This is a genomic window from Halomonas sp. HG01 (assembly GCF_000968715.2).
Classification (GTDB): domain Bacteria; phylum Pseudomonadota; class Gammaproteobacteria; order Pseudomonadales; family Halomonadaceae; genus Halomonas; species Halomonas halophila.
Window position 1 is genome coordinate 390,123 of the sequence record NZ_CP022134.1, and the last position, 17,958, is coordinate 408,080.

General features: G+C 67.7%; 18 protein-coding genes. 8 read left to right on the forward strand and 10 right to left on the reverse strand.

The features are described from left to right. The first annotated feature begins 177 nt into the window (after window positions 1–177). From cadR to UN84_RS01820, 5 genes are all read left to right on the forward strand, one after another. Window positions 178–636 carry a Cd(II)/Pb(II)-responsive transcriptional regulator gene (gene cadR / locus UN84_RS01800; RefSeq protein ID WP_046079425.1) on the forward strand — a complete coding sequence of 153 codons (459 nt, stop codon included), beginning with the start codon at window positions 178–180 and terminating at the stop codon, window positions 634–636. Between the two features lie 167 nt (window positions 637–803). After that, on the forward strand, window positions 804–1,811 hold the full coding sequence (locus UN84_RS01805; protein WP_237022348.1) for a TRAP transporter substrate-binding protein: 1,008 nt from the start codon (window positions 804–806) through the stop codon (window positions 1,809–1,811). A gap of 98 nt (window positions 1,812–1,909) precedes the next feature. After that, window positions 1,910–2,344, forward strand: a complete 435-nt coding sequence (locus UN84_RS01810) for a TRAP transporter small permease (protein WP_237022349.1) — start codon at window positions 1,910–1,912, stop codon at window positions 2,342–2,344. Continuing rightward, window positions 2,341–3,627: a TRAP transporter large permease gene (locus UN84_RS01815; RefSeq protein ID WP_046079422.1), complete on the forward strand. Its 1,287-nt coding sequence runs from the start codon at window positions 2,341–2,343 to the stop codon at window positions 3,625–3,627. Before UN84_RS01810 ends, UN84_RS01815 begins: the two co-directional genes overlap by 4 nt. 158 nt (window positions 3,628–3,785) lie before the next feature. Further along, the gene (locus UN84_RS01820; protein ID WP_046079421.1) at window positions 3,786–4,829 is read left to right on the forward strand and encodes a GlxA family transcriptional regulator; all 1,044 of its coding nucleotides are present in this window, start codon (window positions 3,786–3,788) and stop codon (window positions 4,827–4,829) included. 114 nt (window positions 4,830–4,943) lie between these two features. Here UN84_RS01820 and UN84_RS01825 read toward each other — a convergent pair whose 3' ends face one another. From UN84_RS01825 to UN84_RS01860, 8 genes are all read right to left on the reverse strand, one after another. After that, window positions 4,944–5,711 (reverse strand): transporter substrate-binding domain-containing protein, encoded by a 768-nt coding sequence (locus UN84_RS01825; protein WP_046079420.1) that lies wholly within the window; start codon window positions 5,709–5,711, stop codon window positions 4,944–4,946. Between the two features lie 141 nt (window positions 5,712–5,852). Continuing rightward, entirely contained in the window at window positions 5,853–6,584 is a 732-nt protein-coding gene (locus UN84_RS01830) for an ABC transporter permease (protein WP_035593702.1), read from the reverse strand. Next, entirely contained in the window at window positions 6,584–7,288 is a 705-nt protein-coding gene (locus UN84_RS01835) for an ABC transporter permease (RefSeq protein WP_035593700.1), read from the reverse strand. Before UN84_RS01835 ends, UN84_RS01830 begins: the two co-directional genes overlap by 1 nt. A gap of 24 nt (window positions 7,289–7,312) precedes the next feature. Beyond that, window positions 7,313–8,083, reverse strand: coding sequence for an ABC transporter ATP-binding protein (locus tag UN84_RS01840; RefSeq protein WP_046079419.1), 771 nt, complete (start codon window positions 8,081–8,083; stop codon window positions 7,313–7,315). Between the two features lie 219 nt (window positions 8,084–8,302). Beyond that, window positions 8,303–9,295 carry a succinylglutamate desuccinylase gene (locus UN84_RS01845; protein ID WP_046079418.1) on the reverse strand — a complete coding sequence of 331 codons (993 nt, stop codon included), beginning with the start codon at window positions 9,293–9,295 and terminating at the stop codon, window positions 8,303–8,305. Between the two features lie 267 nt (window positions 9,296–9,562). Next, window positions 9,563–10,582, reverse strand: coding sequence for an SMP-30/gluconolactonase/LRE family protein (locus UN84_RS01850; RefSeq protein WP_046079417.1), 1,020 nt, complete (start codon window positions 10,580–10,582; stop codon window positions 9,563–9,565). A 116-nt stretch (window positions 10,583–10,698) separates the two neighbouring features. Further along, a complete protein-coding gene (locus UN84_RS01855; protein ID WP_046079416.1) occupies window positions 10,699–11,295 on the reverse strand; it encodes a lipocalin family protein in 597 nt (198 codons plus the stop codon). Window positions 11,296–11,407: 112 nt separating this feature from the next. After that, window positions 11,408–12,487 (reverse strand): tartrate dehydrogenase, encoded by a 1,080-nt coding sequence (locus tag UN84_RS01860; RefSeq protein ID WP_046079415.1) that lies wholly within the window; start codon window positions 12,485–12,487, stop codon window positions 11,408–11,410. A 105-nt stretch (window positions 12,488–12,592) separates the two neighbouring features. On the opposite strand from UN84_RS01860, the gene UN84_RS01865 reads away from it, so the two are divergent. Further along, window positions 12,593–13,543, forward strand: coding sequence for a LysR family transcriptional regulator (locus UN84_RS01865; RefSeq protein WP_046080413.1), 951 nt, complete (start codon window positions 12,593–12,595; stop codon window positions 13,541–13,543). After that, the gene (locus UN84_RS01870; RefSeq protein ID WP_046079414.1) at window positions 13,540–14,865 is read left to right on the forward strand and encodes a glycosyltransferase; all 1,326 of its coding nucleotides are present in this window, start codon (window positions 13,540–13,542) and stop codon (window positions 14,863–14,865) included. Before UN84_RS01865 ends, UN84_RS01870 begins: the two co-directional genes overlap by 4 nt. Window positions 14,866–14,929: 64 nt before the next feature. Here UN84_RS01870 and UN84_RS01875 read toward each other — a convergent pair whose 3' ends face one another. Then, window positions 14,930–15,607 carry a TVP38/TMEM64 family protein gene (locus UN84_RS01875; RefSeq protein ID WP_035593688.1) on the reverse strand — a complete coding sequence of 226 codons (678 nt, stop codon included), beginning with the start codon at window positions 15,605–15,607 and terminating at the stop codon, window positions 14,930–14,932. 116 nt (window positions 15,608–15,723) lie between these two features. Next, complete coding sequence (locus UN84_RS01880; RefSeq protein WP_046079413.1) at window positions 15,724–16,893, reverse strand: TauD/TfdA family dioxygenase; 1,170 nt, start codon at window positions 16,891–16,893, stop codon at window positions 15,724–15,726. Window positions 16,894–17,000: 107 nt separating this feature from the next. Here UN84_RS01880 and UN84_RS01885 point away from each other — a divergent pair, with 107 nt between their 5' ends. Next, on the forward strand, window positions 17,001–17,870 hold the full coding sequence (locus UN84_RS01885) for a LysR substrate-binding domain-containing protein (RefSeq protein WP_046080412.1): 870 nt from the start codon (window positions 17,001–17,003) through the stop codon (window positions 17,868–17,870). The last annotated feature ends 88 nt before the right edge of the window (window positions 17,871–17,958 follow it).

Here is a 17,958-nt window from a genome sequence, read left to right on the forward strand (position 1 = left end):
GATGACACGGCGTGTGGCGAGCGGGTTCGGCACGTGGCGCTGCCTTGTCGATTTCCTGCACAAGGTGTCGCCGACCGGCATCGAGGCAAACGCCGGCCACGCCGCCTTGTCTCACGTATTGCCTATAGTCACTATAGGGAGTATTTCTGCCGACAACGTCCATATCGGAGCCTGCTCATGAAGATCGGCGAACTGGCGCGGCGCACCGACTGCCGCGTCGTCACCATCCGCTACTACGAGCGCGAGGGGCTGCTGCCCGAGCCCGCTCGCAGCGAGGCCAACTACCGCCTCTACGGCGAGGCCCACGTCGAGCGACTGGCCTTCATCCGCCGCTGCCGGGCGCTGGACATGACCCACGACGAGATCCGCGCGCTGCTGGAGTGTCATGATCACCCAGACCAGCCTTGCCGTGACGCCGATGCACTGATCGATGCCCACCTCGATCATGTGGCCGCCCGCATTGCCCAGCTGCAGGCCCTGGAGCGCTCTCTCAGGACGTTGCGGAGCCGCTGCCAAGGGCAACGCCTGGCCGCCGAGTGCGGCATTCTCGACGCCCTGGCGCACCCGCCGGGAGACGCCGGAACCAACGCGCCGGCCGACGACGACCATGTGCCGGGGGTGCATCCGCGGCTGTGAATGGCGGTAGAGGTTGTGGAAGGGAGAGCAACATCGAAGTCAGATAAAAGTGCACAGTTTGTCGCATATGGATCTCTTTTGTTCGTATTCAGTGCCAGAGCGGTATCGGCTTTGTGAGAGCTTCTAAAGGAGTTTGCCAACCAAGAGAACCCGAAATGAAAAAAACAATGCTGGTGACAAGCGTCTCCCTGGCGCTGATGGCGACCGCGACGCAGGCCTGGTCGGATGTCCGGACACTGAAGTTTCACAGCGGGCTGGCGGAGTCACGTCCCGAGGCGGCATCGCTGGAGCGTTTCTCGGAGTTGGTCGACGAGTATTCCGATGGTCAGCTTCAGGTCGACGTTTACCACGCGGGCTCGCTCGGGCTGAAGGAAGCGGACATGCTGCGCATCATGCAGCGGGGCATGGTCGACATGGCGCTGATGTATGGCGAGTACTATAACCGCGATGCGCCGGGAATGGCCTCGGTCTATGCCCAGGGCGCGATCACCGAGGCGGATCAGCATCTCGACATTCTGCCGACCCTGCGCAAGCTGTATCGCGAGGGCTATGCCGATTGGGGCGTCCACACCATCGGTGGCGTCGTCGCCCCGGTGTTCGACGTGGGCCTGCACTGCAAGGAACCGGTCAACACCCTCGAAGGCCTGCGTGACAAGAAGGTACGGGTGTGGTCGGGGCACCTCGTCGAGACCTTCGATCGCCTTGGTATCTCGGCCCAGGTGATTCCCCAGAACGACATGTACCTGGCGTTGCAGACTGGGGTCGTGGACTGCGCCTACTACCTCTCGACCGTCGCCAAGACGGTCTCGCTTCAGGAAGTGACCGACTACGAGGCCTATCTGCATCCCTGGGCGGCCTCTCCCTGGATGTTCGGGGTCAGCGATCGCACCTGGAACAGCCTCGACGAGCAGCAGCAGCAGATCCTGGTGCGTGCCGGCGAGGAGATCTGGCAGGAGACTCGCGATCAGGCAGTGGATCCCGAGCGTGAGGCCGAGGCGCGTGAGGAACGCGAGGCCATGGGCATCACCGTGCTGCCGGAGTTCTCGGACGAGGACGTGCAGACCTTCGTGGATGCGGCCTGGGAAGCCTGGCATGAGATGGCCAGCGAAGCCGGTGACGAGGGCATTCGCTACTACGACACCGTGACCGGTGAACTCCAGAGCGATTCCCAGTAAGCCGTCATCGAGAGAGGCCTTTGATGAAAGTCTTGTCTACCTGGTTGGACAGACTGGTGTACGGGGTATTCCTGACAGGCGTGTGTGGAGGGGTGTTCATGACCGGCCTCGTGCTGGTCAGCACCCTGATGAGATATCTGGCCGGGAGCCCCATCGGGTTTTCCGATGAGCTGTCCGGCCTTTTGTTTCTGTCCCTGTCGTTCCTGTCGCTCCCCCACGTACTGAATACCAGTCAGCACATTCGCATCGATCTGCTGGTGCGCACCCTGTCCCGTCGACTGGCCGTGGTGGCCGATATCTTTGCCAATGCGATCTTCGTGGCCTTTGCCACGATCTTCGCCTACCAGGCTTGGGACTTCATGGTGTTCTCGTTACAGATCGGCTCGCGTTCCGAGATCAGCGGCGTGCTGCTGTGGCCCTGGATGGCGCTGATGCCGCTGTCGATGGGGCTGTGTCTGCTGATCATCGTGAGAAACGGGCTGCGTGGGTTGTTCGGCCGCGACGCGGCATCATCCGAGGAGGGGCTGTCATGAGTTGGGCGATTCTGAGCGCCGGCCTGTTGGTCTTCCTGGGGAGCGGTGCCGTCCTGGGAGCGGCCCTGGGGCTGACCGGCTTCATTCTGTTGCACTTCCAGGCCGGCGGGGCGTCGGCGCTGGCGATCAACTCGGCGTGGAATCTGCTGACCGAGTTCACGCTCAGCGCCGTGCCGCTGTTCATCTTCCTCGGCGACATCCTGCTGGCGAGCGGTGTCTCCACCCGGGTCTACAACGGCCTGACGCCGCTGTTTCGGCGGATTCCCGGCCAGCTGCTGCACACCAACATCGCGGTCTGCACGCTGTTTGGTGCGGTCAGTGGGTCGAGCACCTCCACCGCGGCGGCGATCGGCTCGGTTGGCTATCCCGAGTTGAACAAGCGAGGCTATTCGCCAAGCATGATCGTGGGCACGCTGGCGGCGGGTGGCACGCTCGGGCTGCTGATTCCTCCCAGCCTGGCGCTGCTGATCTATGGAGCGACCCAGAATGTGTCGATCGGCAAGCTGTTCCTGGCGGGCATGCTACCAGGCCTGATGATCGCGCTGGCATTCTTTGGCTGGATCATGGTGCGCGCGAGCATTGGCTCGCCCGTGGCACCATCGCGTGAAGAGAAGATGGACTGGGGCGCAGTGGGCCGTGGCCTGCTGGAAGTCTGGCCGCTGCCGATCCTGATCTTCTTCGTGCTCGGCACCATCTACATGGGCATCGCGACACCGACCGAGGCCGCGGCCTTGGGCGTGACGGCCAGCATCGTGCTCGGCCTGACCTGGGGCGATCTCGACATGCCGAAGCTGTGGGGAGCCTTCAAGCACGCCACGATGATGTTCGGGGCCATCGCTATGATCCTGATCGGTACCGTGATCCTGTCTCAGGCGGTGAGCCTTCTCGGCCTGCCTCGGGCGGCGGTCGATGCCATCGCCGGGCTGGGGCTGGATCGTTACGGTATTCTGCTGATGATCGTGCTCGTCTACCTGCTGCTCGGCTGTTTCTTCGACGGCATCTCCTTGTTGCTGATGACCCTGCCCATCACCTTCCCGATGGTCACCAGTCTGGGCTTTGATCCGGTGTGGTTCGGCGTCATCGTGACGTTGCTGATGGAGATCGGCATGATCACGCCACCGGTGGGGCTGAACCTTTTCGTGCTCTGCTCGATCACCCGCAACGAGGTGACGCTCCCCGATGCTGCCTGGGCTTCATTGCCTTACTGGTTGATTCTGTTGGGGGCCGTGGGCGTCTTCACGCTGTTTCCTGAAATGATCCTCTGGCTACCCAATCTGATGTAGCCCGTCACTGCCCCTCGGCGGCCATGTCGAGGGGCATGGATGCTGGGCGCGGCCGCGGTTTCCTCTCCGCTCGGCGGTGCATGTCGGCGGCGTCGATCATCCTCCCATATCCCTCAAGCAGGTCCGGTCGAGATGACAATGCTCGTCGGTCACAGATCATGGCGAAAAGTGCTCGATTCGAGAGTCTCCTGGCCAGCAAGAACAGGGCCTTCATCGAGATGGAGGTCGATGAGGCACCGGACGTAGTCAATCGGCGAGTCGTCTTCGTCCTGTTCGAGCATTTCTCCCTCATGGCCTTCACCGGAGCGTTGGATGCGCTGGTGACGGCTAACCTGGTCAAGGCGCCGGTGAAGTACGAGGTCTTGGTCGTGAGCCTAGATGGCCATCGGGCGATGAGCGATCTGGGCATCGAGGTGGCCGTCGACGGTTCTCTGGATGACCTTCAGGAGGAGACCCTCGATTACCTGATGCTGTGCGGCGGCTATCGCCTCGCGTTGCAATCGTCGCCCGCGTTGGGTTCGAGGTTGAGGGCTGCAGCCTATGCGGGCTGCGTGCTGGGTGGGCTGTGGAATGGGGCATACTTCATCGCCGAGGCCGGGCTGCTGGATGGTTACGAGTGCGCCTTCCATCCCGACGGACGCGCGATGATGGCTGAGGAGTTCCCCGCCGTGACAATTTCGTCACAGAGCCATGTCGTGGATCGTGATCGGGTGAGCTGCGCCGGGGCTAATAGTTCGCTGGACATGATGCTGTCGATCATCCGTCTCGACTGCGATGTCGCCTGCATCGGCGCCATTGAGGAGGTGCTGAGCTGTGACAAGGCCACGGAGGCGATCGACATCTCGGTGATCAGCATCGATCGTGACCCGTCTCTGCCGCAGTCGCTCAAGAATGCGCTCGAGCTGATGCGCCACAACATCGACGAGCCACTGTCGATCTGTGAGGTGGCCGTCTGTGTCGGTGTTTCGAGGCGCCAGCTTGAGCGCCTGTTCGGCCGCTGCCTGGAAACCACACCGGCTCGCTATTACCTGGAGCTGCGCCTGACCCGGGCTCGGCAGTTGCTGCAGCAGACCAACAAGAATCTCGCCGACATCGCCGTGGCGTCGGGCTTCGTCAGCATTTCCCATTTTCGTCGCTGCTTCAGTCAGCTTTTCGGTGTTTCACCCGGTCGCTTCCGCAAGGCGTCGCGCCAGGCCCGCTGATGGTCGATCGGTCGAGGTATCTCATGAGAAAGACCGAAACGAGCGCGGCCCCTGTTGCCAGGGGCCGCGTAGCGTCGAGAGACGGATGATGCCAGGCCTGACTCGCTGAAGTGCTTACTCGCTGAAGTACTTGGCCTCGATCTCGTCGTAGGTGCCGTTGGCCTTGAGCGTGGAGAGCGCTTCGTTGAAGGCCTCGGCCAGCTCGCCGTCACGCTGGCGGAAGGCGATGCCGAAGCCTTCGCCGAAGTATTCCACCGGCTCGCTGATCTTCTCGCCGACGGTCTTGTAGTCGCCGGCCTCGCTGTCGATCAGGGTGGACTTGCCGATCGGGAAGTCGAGGAAGGCGATGTCCAGGCGGCCGGCATCCATGTCCAGCACCATGTCGTCGGCGGTGGCGTAGCGGTTCACGTCGGCCACGTCGCCGTACATGTCGGTGACGTAGTTGTCCTGCAGGGTACCGCGCTGCACGCCGATGGACTTGCCGTCCAGGGACTCGGCGTCCGGCGTGACGATCTCGCTGTCGGCCGGGGCGAACCAGGCGGAGGGCGGGGTGATGTAGGGGTCGGAGAACAGCACCTGTTCGCGACGCTGCTCGTTGATGGTCATCGAGGACATGATGGCGTCGTACTTGCGCGCCTGCAGCCCGGGGATGATGCCATCCCAGCCCTGGACGACCCATTCGCACTGGATGCCGATCTCGGCGCACAGGGCATTGCCCAGGTCGATGTCGAAGCCGGTCAGCTCGCCGTCCGGGGTGCGGTATTCCATCGGCTCGTAGGGCACGTCGACGCCGATGCGGATGTCGCGGACGTCGGCACTGGCGGTGCCGGCGATCATGGCGGCGCTCAGCACGCCGAGGCTCAGGATCTTCTGAAACTTCATGGAGGGACTCCCCTTGTTGTTGATGGTCACACCTTGTGGGCGGCGACTCTGGGATGATGACCCGCCCACCTTAGCGGAAGGCCGGGCGGGTCGAAAGCGCAGGAACGAACGTTGGTTCCCAACGTTCGTTTGACGCTTGCCTCAGCCGCCCGCCGGCTTGAGGTGGGCGAGCAGCCGATTCTCCAGGCGGCGGAAGACATAGATGATCGTGAAGGTCAGGCACAGGTAGATCGCCGCCACGAACAGGAAGGCATCGAAGGGCGCGTAGAAGCGAGCATAGACGAAGCGGGCCGCGCCGGTGAGGTCCATCAGGGTCACCACGCTGGCGATGGCGCTGGCGTGGAGCATGAAGATCACCTCGTTGCCGTAGGCCGGCAGCGCGCGCCGAAAGGCGCTGGGCAGCACGATGCGCCGCATCATCAGCCCCCAGGACATGCCGTAGGCCCGGGCCGCCTCGATCTCGCCCCTGGGCGTGGACTTGATCGCGCCGCGGAAGATCTCGGTGGTGTAGGCCCCGGTGTTCAGGGTGAAGGCGATCAGTGCCGGCACGAAGGGCTTCTCGAGGATCACCCACAGCCAGGTCTCCTGGATGCCCTCGACGAATACCACGCCGTAGTAGATCAGGTAGAGCTGCACCAGCAGCGGCGTGCCGCGGAACACGTAGCAGTAGAAGAAGATCGGCAGCCTCACCCAGGCGTGCTTCGAGCCGCGGCCGATGGCCAGCGGCACCGCCAGCACCAGGCCGATGATCAACGACAGGAACACCAGCTGGACCGTGGTGACCAGGCCGTCGCCGTAGTAGGAGAGGGTCTGCAGGGTGAAGATACTGTTGTCGGCCAGCTGAGCCTCGAGCCAGTTCATCAGGGCGTCCATCAGTTCGCCTCCCCGTAGCCGATGTCATAGCGCTTCTGCAGGCGAGCGAAGCCCCATTCGGAGACGCTGGCGATCAGCAGGTAGATGACGGCGACGATGATCATGAAGGTAAAGGGCTCGCGAGTCGCCTTGGAGGCTTCGGAAGCGACGCGGACCATGTCCGACAGGCCGATCACCGAGACCAGGGCGGTGGTCTTGAGCAGCACCATCCAGTTGTTGGACAGGCCGGGCAGGGCGTGGCGCATCATCTGCGGGAAGCGGATGCGGCGGAACACCAGCCAGGGGCGCATGCCGTAGGCGCGGCCGGCCTCGATCTGGCCGCTGTCCACGGCCATGAAGGCGCCGCGGAAGGTCTCGCCCATGTAGGCGCCGAAGATCAGGCCGATGGTGACCACGCCGGCGACGAACTCGTTGACGTTGATGAAGATGTCGACGTCGAACTGGTAGTAGAGCCAGTCGGTGACCGCGTTGATACCGATCTGGCCGCCGAAGAACAGCAGCATCATCAGCACCAGGTCCGGCACGCCGCGGATGACGGTGGTATAGAGCGTGCCGAGCTGGCGCAGGCCCCAGTGGCGGGACATCTTGGCGCTGGCGGTGGCGAGTCCCAGCACGATGGCCAGGAGCAGCGACAGCACCGCCAGCTCGACGGTGATCAGGGCGCCTTCGAACAGGCGCGGGCCGTAGCCGTGCAGATCGATCATGGGTGATCTCCTCGTGCGGGCGCCTTAGTGCTTGGGAGCCAGGAACTGCTTGAGACGCTCGGAGCGCGGATTGCCCAGCACCTGCTCGGGTGGCCCGGCTTCCTCGACCTGGCCCTGGTGCAGGTAGACGACCTGGGTCGAGACGTCGCGGGCGAAGGCCATCTCGTGGGTGACCACGATCATGGTGCGGCCTTCCTCGGCCAGGTCGCGCATGACCTTGAGCACGTCGCCGACCAGCTCCGGATCGAGCGCTGAGGTCGGCTCGTCGAACAGCATCACCTCCGGGTCCATGGCCAGCGCCCGGGCGATGGCGCCGCGCTGCTGCTGGCCGCCGGAGAGCTGGGCCGGGTAGTAGTCGGCGCGCTCGCCCAGGCCGACCCGCTCGAGCAGCTCGCGGGCGTGCTTGATGGCGTCCTGCTTCGACTTGCCGAGCACGTGCACCGGGGCCTCGATGACGTTTTCCAGCAGCGTCATGTGGGCCCACAGGTTGAAGCTTTGGAAGACCATGGAGAGCCGGGCGCGCATGGCCACGACCTGCTTCCAGTCCGCCGGCTCGCGGCCGTGCTTGGTCTCCTTGAAGCGGATCGGATCGCCGTGGACGATCAGCTCGCCCTCGTCGGGCTGCTCGAGCAGGTTCATGCAGCGCAGGAAGGTGCTCTTGCCGGAGCCGGAGGCTCCGATCAGGGTGATGACGTCGCCCTTGTGGGCCTGCAGGGAGAGCCCCTTGAGGACGTCGTTGTCGCCGAAGCGCTTCTTGATGTTGCGCACTTCCAGCGGAATCGGGGTGTCGGCCATGGAAAAGGCTCCAGTTCGAAGGGATCACCTGGGCGCTGCCGGAAATCGCACCGGCGACGCGACTTCGGGCAGGGCCCCAGAGACCGTTCGAGACGGTCCGGCGTGAAAAAGGGGGCGATTCTACCAGTCTCGACCGTGAACGGCAGGCCTTCTTGCCTCTCCGTTCGTTCAACCTTGGTCCGATAGTCAGCTGGCATCCTGCCAGCCCGGTAGTGCCGCTCAGTCGGTCTCGTCCGGCGGCGCGACCGCGCTGACCAGCAGGGCGGCGCGGGCGCCGATCTCGACGGCGGCGTTGGGGAACACCACCCGCAGCGGCGTCTCGCCGACAGTGAAGGCGCCGTCGACCGCATCCTCGGCCAGCCGGGTGCCGGGGGCGAACTCGGTGAAGTTGGGCGTATCGTCGGCGAAGCACAGCCGGAAGTCCTCGGCATGGCGCTTGAGCTCGTGTTCGACGCGGAAGAAGGCCATGTCGGCCGTCGGGCGTTCCGCCGGGGGGCGGTTCTCGACCAGCGCCGCGAGCAGCGTACCCATGGGCGCCAGGGGCGCCAGGTCGTTCTCGCCGAAGGGCAGGGCGCGGCCGAGCTCCAGGGTGAAGGCCGCCGCGCCGTGGTAGTGCTTCGAATAGTGGGAGAAGGTCCAGCTGTGGGTGTGCTGGTGGAGCACCGCCTGGATGTCGGCACCGGCCAGCCAGCGCCACTGCTCGTCGGGCGTGGCGGCCTCGGCGAAGGGTTCCACGGCGAAGCGCGGATACTGGCTGTCGCGGATCGCGGTGTGCAGGTCGTGGTGGATCCGGCGGCGCCCGCTGTGGTGCGTGAAGAAGGCGTCGACCGCGGTCATCAGCTCGCGGGCGCGGTCCGCTTCATGGCCCTCGGCGTCGAGGCCGCGGCGGAACAGCCGGTTGAGATTGGTCTCGACGAAGCGCGTGCCGGCCCGGATTGCCTCGAGGTTGCCCAGGATCACCAGCGTCGGGGCGCCGAGCGTCAGTCGGCCGGCCTCCAGCCGCGCCAGCAGGTCGCCGAGCAGCTCGATAGGGGCGGTCTCGTTGCCGTGGATGCCCGCCGAGATGACCAGCGCCGGGGCCGTGGGCGACGGCGCCGCGGGCAGGAGCTCGAGCAGGCCGGGGCCGAGGATGCGGTAGCGGCCGCCGGGCAGCGTGCCCCCGTTGGCGGCGGGGGCGCCGTCCAGGGTGGTGGAGAGCCACTCAGCCAGCATGTCGACCTCGCGGAATCGGCGGATGGGCGGCGGCCTGTCGGGCCGATGGCACCGTGATGCGGGGCATGGGGCAGAATCCTTGTTATATCGTTGTGAAGACGGAGTCTGGCCTTACCTTCCGGTGCCACGACGGCCGCCGCAAGGCCGGCTGTCGATTTGATGAAAAAGCCCGGTGCCTGAGTGAAAAGCCGGCGCCCGGCCATCGGGGCCGGGCGCCGGATGAACGGTGCGCCGCGAGCGCGCGTCGAGAAGCCTGTCGTGGCGGGGTCAGGCGCCGCGGGCACCGGTGTAGAGGGTGTAGACGGAGCGGCTGGCGGTCATCATCAGCCGGTTGCGGTCCTCGCCGGCGAAGCAGACGTTGGCGCAGACCTCGGGCAGCAGGATGCGGCCGAGGCGTTCGCCCTCGGCGGTGAAGATGCTGACGCCGTCCTTGCCCTCGCCGCCGGAGGTGCCGACCCAGAGGTTGCCGTCCTCGTCCACGGCCATGCCGTCGTAGCCTTCGCCCTGGCCTTCCACCAGGCGCTTGCCGTCCGATACGCCCTTGCCGTCCTCCGCGAGCGTGAAGCGGAAGATGGCGGCGGGCTGGTCGGGGTAGTGCGAGGGCGCGGTGTCGGTGACGTAGAGCGTGCGCCGGTCCGGGCTCAGGCCGATGCCGTTGGGCTTGTAGGGCGCGGTGGTCAGGCGCAGAGGCTCGTCCAGGGTGTCATCGACGTAGTAGACCGCCGGCTCGATCTCCAGCTCGCGCTTGTGGCCCTCATAGTCCACGTGGGCGCCATAGCCGGGATCGGTGAAGATGACGCCGCCGCCGGGCAGGGTGACCAGGTCGTTGGGGGCGTTGAGGCGCTTGCCCTGCCAGCCGTCGGCCAGCACGGTCATGCCGCCGTCCCATTCATAGCGTACCACCCGGGCCGGGGAGTGCTCGCAGGCGATCAGCCGGCCGCGGTCGTCGAAGGCGTTGCCGTTGGAGTGGCCGACCTCGTGGCGCAGCACGCTGACCGTGTCGCTGGCCTCGTCCCAGCGCATCTGGCGAGCGCGGGGAATATCGCTGAACACCGCGTAGCGGCCCACGGCGTTCCAGGCCGGCCCCTCGAGCCACAGCCCGCCGCTCCAGATCCGCTCCAGCGGCGAGTTGAACAGCATGTAGCGCTCGAAGCGCTCGTCGAGCACCTGCCAGCAGTCGTTGGGATAGCGCGCGGGTGGCTCGGCGCGGGCGAACAGCGAGGGCGAGCCCGCCGCGGCGGTCAGGGCGGCGGTCCCGGCCAGGAACTGACGGCGTCCTATCGTCATATGTCACCTCATGTGAAGCACGTTTGTTGTTCGGAGTGCGTCCATGAGGATGGCCTGAAGCCTATGTATGTGTAACTACGACGAACGTATGTTGTACATTTTTGCGGGGCGCACGATCAGCTCTCGCGGCGCCACGGTGCGCAGGCGGTCTCGCCCTGTTCCACCTCGATCAGCTCGTCCACCGGGAAGTCCAGCGCCTCGGCGCGCTCGACCAGGGCGCGGTAGGTGTCCGGGGCCAGCTCTGGGGTGCGCGAGAGAATCCACAGGTAGTCGCGGTCGGGGCCGGCGACCAGCGCCCAGTCGTAGTCGTCGGCCAGCGCCAGCACGTTGTAGCCGGCATAGAAGGGGCCGAAGAAGCTGACCTTGAGCCGACCCTGGCCGGGTTCGCCGATCGGATAGGCCTTGCCCTCGGCGACGTCGACCTCGCCGGCGTCCAGGTCGACGCCGCGGTTGATCACCCGGATGCCGCCGTCGTCGCGGCGGGCGTAGTCGGCGGTGACGCAGTCCAGGCCCTCCTCGAAGGAGTGATCGAAGCGGGCGATCTCGTACCAGCGGCCCAGATAGCGCTCGGCGTCGAAGCCGTCGACCGGCTGGGTGCCCTGGGGGATGCCGGTGCAGGCGGCGAGCCCGAGCGGCAGCAGGGCGGCGCCGAGCAGCGCCCGGCCGCGGTCGGGCAGTGAATAGCGCGGGAAACGTCGGGTGGCGGTGGGCATCCTGGCCTCCTTGGGGGTGTCCGATTCCCTGCCAGCATAGGGCCGGCGCGGCGGCGTGTCAGCCGTCGCGCCAGCCTGTTCAGCGCTGATTCAGCCCCGGTTCTGGCCCGATTCAGGCGTCGGCGGCGATGCGCTCGGCGATGGCGCGGCCCAGGCCCTCGGTGGTGCCGTGGCCCTTGAGATCCGGCGTCAGGGTCCCGGCGTCGCCCGCGGCGAGCACCGCCTCGATGGCGGCGAGGATGGCCGCGCCGGCCTCCGGGTGGCCCAGGTGCTCGAGCATCATGGCGCCGGACCAGATCTGGCCGATGGGGTTGGCGATGCCGCGTCCGGCGATGTCCGGGGCGCTGCCGTGGACCGGCTCGAACAGGCTCGGGAAGGTGCCCTCGGGGTTGATATTGGCCGAGGGGGCGACGCCGATGGTGCCGGTGCAGGCCGGGCCCAGGTCGGAGAGGATGTCGCCGAACAGGTTGCTGGCCACCACCACGTCGAACCAGTCCGGGTGCAGCACGAAGTTGGCGGTGAGGATGTCGATGTGGAACTGGTCGACCTCGACCTCCGGGTAACGCTCGCCCATGGCGGCCACGCGTGTGTCCCACCAGGGCATGGTGATGGCGATGCCGTTGGACTTGGTGGCCGAGGTCAGCTTCTTCCGTGGGCGGGTCTGGGCCAGGTCGAAGGCGTACTTCAGCACCCGGTCGACGCCGGTGCGGGTCATCACCGTCTCCTGGATCACCACCTCGCGCTCGGTGCCCTCGAACATGGTGCCGCCGACGCTGGAGTACTCGCCCTCGGTGTTCTCGCGCACCACGTAGAAGTCGATGTCGCCCGGTTTGCGACCGGCCAGCGGACTCTCGATGCCCGGCAGCAAGCGGCAGGGGCGCAGGTTGACGTACTGGTCGAACTCGCGGCGGAACTTGAGCAGCGAGCCCCACAGCGAGACGTGGTCCGGCACCGTCTCGGGCCAGCCGATGGCGCCGTAGTAGAGGGCGTCGAAGCCGACCAGGGTCGAGTGCCAGTCGTCGGGCAGCATCTGGCCGTGTTCGAGGTAGTAGTCGCAGCTGGCGAAGTCGAAGGCCTCGAAGGTCAGGTCGAGGTCGAAGCGGCGGGCGGCGGCCTCGAGGGCGCGCAGGCCCTCCGGCATGACTTCCTTGCCGATGCCGTCACCGGCGAGCACGGCGATACGCTGGGTCATGGGAACTCCTGTCGGGGAATGAGCGTTCACCCAGTCTAGCGGCGGACAGGGCGGAGATAATCGGGGTAATATTCAAGCCATTATTGAGTTCAGGTGGAGAATGCGGTGACGCCCCTCGACGATCTGGCCTTCTTCCAATGCCTCGCCCGGGCCGGCAGCCTGACCGCCACCGCCCGCGAGCTCGGGCTGTCGCTGTCGGCGGTGAGCAAGCGCCTGCAGCGGCTCGAGGCGCGTCTGGGCGTGTCGCTGGCGGCACGCACCACCCGGCGCCTGACGCTGACCGCCGAGGGCGAGCGCTATCTGGCCCGCGGCGGGGCCATCCTCGACGATCTGACCGAGCTCGAGGAGACTCTCGGCGATCATCGCGCCGAGCTCTCCGGGCCGCTGCGCATCAACGCCACCTTCGGCTTCGGGCGCCGCCACGTGGCGCCGCTGCTGTCGGCCTTCCGCGCCCGGCATCCGCGCCTCGAGGCGAGCCTGGAGCTGACCAATTTTCCGCTCGGCCTGGCCGACCAGGGCATCGACATCGGCATCCGGGTCGGCGAGCCGCCGGACTCGCGGCTGGTGGCCCGGCGCATCCTGGCCAGCCGGCGCGTGCTGTGTGCGGCGCCGCGCTACGTGGCGACGATGCCGCCGCTCAACGAGCCGGCCGACCTGGTACGCCACTCCTGCCTGGTGCTGCGAGAGATCGCCAGCGACTACGCGGTGTGGCGCTTCGAGCGCCGCGACGCGCCGAACGAGGAGCGTGCGGTGAAGGTCACCGGCCCCATGGCCAGCAACGACGGCGAGGTGATCCGCGGCCTGGCCCGGGACGGCCATGGCATCGCCCTGCGCTCCTGGTGGGACGTGCACGAGGATCTGGTGGCGGGGCGACTGGTGGAACTGCTGCCCGACTGGCAGGGCGTGCGCGCCGACTTTCATGCCGTGTATGATCGGCGCCGCCACGTCCCGCTGCGGATTCGCGCCTTCATCGCCTATCTTGAGCAGGAGATGCCGGGACGCGTCCCGGCTCGGGAGGGGCTTTTGGAAACCCGGCAAGGAGTGTCGCCACCGTGAATGTGTTGATGTTCACCAACACCTATCTGCCCATCGTCGGCGGCGTCAGCGAGTCCGTGCAGCGGCTCAAGCGCCAGCTCCAGGCCACCGGCCACAAGGTGCTGGTGGTGGCCCCGCGCCTGGAGGGACAGCCGGACTTCGAGGCCGACGTGGTACGGGTGGCGGCGGTCCAGCACTTCAACGGCAGCGACTTCTCCCTGCCGGTGCCGATTCCCGGTCAGCTGTATGACGCCATCGAGGCCTTCGAGCCGGATCTGGTGCACACCCATCACCCCTTCCTGCTCGGCGACACCGCCGCCCGGGCCGCCGAGACCTACGGCCTGCCGCTGGTGTTCACCCACCACACCCTCTACGAGCACTACACCCACTACGTGCCGGGCGACTCGCCGCGCATGCAGCGCTTCGCCGTGGCGCTGGCGACCCAGTACACCTGGCTGTGCGACGCCGTGATCGCGCCCAGCGAGAGCATCCGCGACCTGCTGCTGGCGCGCGACGGCAATCCCGAGATCCGCGTGGTGCCGAGCGGCGTGGACACGGCGCGTTTCACAGACGGCAATGGAGCCGGCTGCCGGGAAGCGCAGGGCATTCCCGAGGGCGCCTACGTGATCGGCCATCTGGGACGGCTGGCCCACGAGAAGAATCTCACGTTCCTGGCCGAGGCCGTGTGCCGGGCGCTGGGCGCCCGGCCGGAGGCCCACTTCCTGGTGGTCGGGGACGGCGATGCGGCCGAGGGTATGGCCATGGTCGCCGAGGAATGGGGCGTGGACGAGCGCGTCCACTTCACCGGCCGCCTGCAGGGCCAGGCGCTGATCGACGCCTATCACGCCATGGACGTCTTCGCTTTCGCCTCCCACAGCGAGACCCAGGGCATGGTGGTGGCCGAGGCCATGGCCGCGGGCCTGCCGGTGGTGGCGGTCGAAGCGCCGGGCGTGGTGGAGGTGGTGGCGGACGAAGAGAACGGGCGGCTGCTGGCCGAGGACGACCCCGAGGCCATGGCGGCGGCCCTCGACGAGCTCGGTGACCCGGCGCGGCGCCTGCCGCTGCATCACGGTGCCCTGGCCACCGCCGCGGACTACGACGAGCGCCTGTGCGCCGAGCGCTGCCTGGCCGTCTACCGGCGGGCGATCGCCAGCGGCGGGCCCTTCACCCACGCCGACGACGGCGGCTGGGATCGCGTGCGCGGCCGGCTGGGCGCGGAATGGCAGATGCTGCGCTATCGCGGGCGGATCCTGCGCCACCTGGTGCAGGAGGAGTGGGAGCAGGAACGGCCCTCCTGGTGGCCCGGCAACCGCTCCGACGAGCCCGAACTGCCCTCGAAATGAGCTGCCCTCCAAGTGAATTGCCTTCCAGACTGGCGGCCTCGACTCGGGCCGCCCGGCCCAGGCCTCAGCGCCGCCGGCGGCGTTCGGCCCAGCGCTTGAGCCCGTAGAGCAGCGCCACGCCCAGCACCAGCCCGCCGAGGGCCATGACCACGTCCTTGCGGCTGTCGGCGGCGGCCAGCTCGCCGAGCTGGCTGCCGAGCAGCGTCACGCCGGCGAGCCCCGGCAGGATGCCCAGGGTCGAGCCGATCATGTAGTCGCGAAAGCGCAGGTGGAAGGCCCCGGCCATCATGTTGGTCAGGGTGAAGGGCGCCAGCGGCAGCAGGTTCACCAGCGTCATGGTGCGGATGCCGCGCCCCGAGAGGTAGCGCGACAGGCCCTTGAGGCGCTGGCCGCCGTGGCGCAGCAGGGCGTCGCGGCCGAGCTTGCGACCCACCCACCAGGTCAGCACCGAGGCGGCGAGGGTGCCGGCCAGCGCGTAGCCGAAGCCCCACCAGGGGCCGAACAGCAGCCCGGTCAGCGCCACCAGCAGGCTCAGCGGGAACATCACCAGCGAGGCACCGGCGTAGACCGCCATCACCACCAGCACCGCCCAGGGCGCGTCGCGCCAGGCCACCGAGCCCTTGGCCAGCGCCATCAGGCTGTCGACGGTGAGCAGGTCCTGCATGGCCAGCCACTGCCACAGCAGGCCCAGGACGACGAGAAGGGTAAGGGTCAGGGCGACGACGCCGAGGGATCGGGACATGGGGCAGGGGTTCCTGGTCAGCTCAGGCCACAGCATACGGCAGTGACGCCATGGCCCAAAGCCTCGTGCCGCCCCGCCGCGGCTCGTGAGCGTCGGCGGGGCGGCGCATCGACGCCTCAGCCCTGGCGCGCCAGCACCCGCAGGCGGGACTCGCACAGGTCGAGGTCCAGGTAGGTGCCCTGGAGATGGCGACGGCCGCTCTCCGGATTGAAGGCGAGGCGCCCGTGCAGCACCCGGCGGTTGTCGAAGGCGACCATCTGGCCCGGGGCCAGGGCGAATTCGAGCCGGTTGTCCGGGTCCTGGGTCAGCTGCCAGAAGGCGCGGTAGGCGTCGTACCAGGCGTCGATCTGCTCCAGCGGCAGGCGCAGGGTGTCGCGGATCCAGTTGTTGAGGCGCACCTCGGTGACGTTCCCGGCCGTATCGAGCGACAGCAGCGGGGCGGTCAGCACGATGTCGTGCTCCTCGTCCTGGAAGCGGAAGTCGATCGGCGTCTCGGCGAGGCGGCGAAACGCCTCGGGATCCTGGCGGCGCAGCTTCTCGGCCGCGGCGAAGCCGTCGACGAAGGTCGACTCGCCGCCCTCGGCGTCGTTCTCCAGGCAGTAGAGCAGCTGGATGTCCGGCGGATGGCGCCAGTTCGGCAGGTCGGTGTGCAGCGCCAGGCCGATGGCGGTGTAGGCAGCGTTGTTGGGGTTGGGCTTGGAACGCACGTCGAAGCGGGCGCCGAAGTTGGTGGCGCGCAGCGGGCCGATGCGACCGGCCAGGCGGCTGACCTCCTCGTCGGCCAGCGGGCCGTCCTCGAGCAGCACCAGGCCGTCGCGCAGCAGGGCGGTCAGCCAGGCGCGCTCGCCCTCGGCGCCGGCCACGAAGTCGGCGTGGGCGACGCGCACGGGGCGGAAGTCCTCGCGCCAGGGCCGGCGGGTCGGCACGGCATCCGGGCGTGTCTGGCCGGGGCGGCGCTGCTGCAGCCAACCGGCGTCGAAGCGGCTGACGTGGCCGTCGGCCCAGGTCAGCGTCAGGTTGCCGTCCTCGAGGCGCACCTCGGGCGTGTCCGGCACCTCGAGGCCCATGTAGAGGCGCTCGCGGGTCATCGGATGGCGGCACTCGGCGCAGGCGCAGTGGTCGCGCAGCCAGGTCAGCGGGAAGGCGGCGCGTTCGCCGTCTTCCCAGGACAGGGTCAGGCGGGCGCCGGCGGCACTGGCCTCGACCAGGCCGGGGCCGCCGGCGTGGTCGTCGAGTTCGGCCATGGGCACGCTGGGGCGCGCCTCGGCGGTCGGCGTATCGGTCATGATCGGCTCCTTCATCGTTAATGCGCTAATGGTGACGGCTGGGCGGAGGCGCGACAAACGATTAATCTGGCGCCTATGACCCCAAAAAATTTATGTCAGACTTTTCCATGAAGCCCCTTCCTCCCCTGCTGTGGCTGCAGGCCTTCGAGGCCGCCGCCCGCACACTGAGCTTCACCGCCGCCGGCCACGAGCTCGGTGTCACCCAGGCCGCGATCAGCCAGCGCATTCGCCTGCTCGAGGATCGCCTGGGCCAGCGACTGTTCGTGCGTCATCCGCGCAGCCTGAGCCTGACCCCGGCGGGCCAGGCCTGGCTGCCGAGCCTGCAGGACGCCTTCACGCGGCTGGCCGAGGGCACCCGGGAGGTGTTCGGCGAGCCCGGCGAGTCGCCGGTGACCCTGCGCACCACGCCGGTGGTGCAGCAGAACTGGCTGGCCCCGCGGGTGGCGGCCTTCCGCGAGGCGCATTCCGAGATCGCGCTGCGCCTGGTCAGCGCCATCTGGCCGGACGACTTCGGCCCCGAGGGCGCCGATCTGGAGATCCGCTACGGCCGCGGCGACTGGCCGGGTGTGGAGGCGCTGTCGCTGGGTCAGGCGGTGATGGTGCCGGTATGCGCGCCGGCGCTGGCCGAGCGTTTCGCCACGCCGGCGGACCTGGCCGGCCATACCCTGCTGCATGCGGTGGGCTTCGCGGTGGGCTGGCCGGCCTGGCTGGAGGCGGTGGGCGCCGCGGGGCTGGAATCGCGCTGTGCCGCGCTGTCCTGCGACAACCAGATGATGACCCTGGCGCTGGCGGCCCGCGGCGCGGGCATCGCGCTGACCCATCGGCGGCTGATCGAGGAGCGCGACGACCTGGTGGTGGCCCTCGAGCTCCCGGTGGAGAGCGATGAGGGCTTCTGGCTGGTGCGCCCGGCCCGACGCCAGCCGCGCCCGGAGGCCGAGCGACTGTGGGGCTGGCTGGCGCAGGGGCTGGACGATTAAGCACCGTATTGCCGACTGACTCGGCAGGCCGAGAGGTACGCTAGTCTTGAACGGGGAGCTTAAGCAAGGCTTAAGACATCGCCCGGAC

Coding starts and splice junctions, on each gene's coding strand:
- UN84_RS01850 (WP_046079417.1), bottom strand. CDS start 10,582: ATGACGATAGGACGCCGTCAGTTCCTGGCCGGGACCGCCGCCCTGACC.
- UN84_RS01885 (WP_046080412.1), top strand. CDS start 17,001: ATGAAGCCCCTTCCTCCCCTGCTGTGGCTGCAGGCCTTCGAGGCCGCC.
- UN84_RS01835 (WP_035593700.1), bottom strand. CDS start 7,288: ATGATCGATCTGCACGGCTACGGCCCGCGCCTGTTCGAAGGCGCCCTG.
- UN84_RS01805 (WP_237022348.1), top strand. CDS start 804: ATGCTGGTGACAAGCGTCTCCCTGGCGCTGATGGCGACCGCGACGCAG.
- UN84_RS01880 (WP_046079413.1), bottom strand. CDS start 16,893: ATGACCGATACGCCGACCGCCGAGGCGCGCCCCAGCGTGCCCATGGCC.
- UN84_RS01830 (WP_035593702.1), bottom strand. CDS start 6,584: ATGGACGCCCTGATGAACTGGCTCGAGGCTCAGCTGGCCGACAACAGT.
- UN84_RS01825 (WP_046079420.1), bottom strand. CDS start 5,711: ATGAAGTTTCAGAAGATCCTGAGCCTCGGCGTGCTGAGCGCCGCCATG.
- UN84_RS01840 (WP_046079419.1), bottom strand. CDS start 8,083: ATGGCCGACACCCCGATTCCGCTGGAAGTGCGCAACATCAAGAAGCGC.
- UN84_RS01845 (WP_046079418.1), bottom strand. CDS start 9,295: ATGCTGGCTGAGTGGCTCTCCACCACCCTGGACGGCGCCCCCGCCGCC.
- UN84_RS01815 (WP_046079422.1), top strand. CDS start 2,341: ATGAGTTGGGCGATTCTGAGCGCCGGCCTGTTGGTCTTCCTGGGGAGC.
- UN84_RS01855 (WP_046079416.1), bottom strand. CDS start 11,295: ATGCCCACCGCCACCCGACGTTTCCCGCGCTATTCACTGCCCGACCGC.
- UN84_RS01875 (WP_035593688.1), bottom strand. CDS start 15,607: ATGTCCCGATCCCTCGGCGTCGTCGCCCTGACCCTTACCCTTCTCGTC.
- UN84_RS01860 (WP_046079415.1), bottom strand. CDS start 12,487: ATGACCCAGCGTATCGCCGTGCTCGCCGGTGACGGCATCGGCAAGGAA.
- UN84_RS01810 (WP_237022349.1), top strand. CDS start 1,910: ATGACCGGCCTCGTGCTGGTCAGCACCCTGATGAGATATCTGGCCGGG.
- cadR (WP_046079425.1), top strand. CDS start 178: ATGAAGATCGGCGAACTGGCGCGGCGCACCGACTGCCGCGTCGTCACC.
- UN84_RS01820 (WP_046079421.1), top strand. CDS start 3,786: ATGGCGAAAAGTGCTCGATTCGAGAGTCTCCTGGCCAGCAAGAACAGG.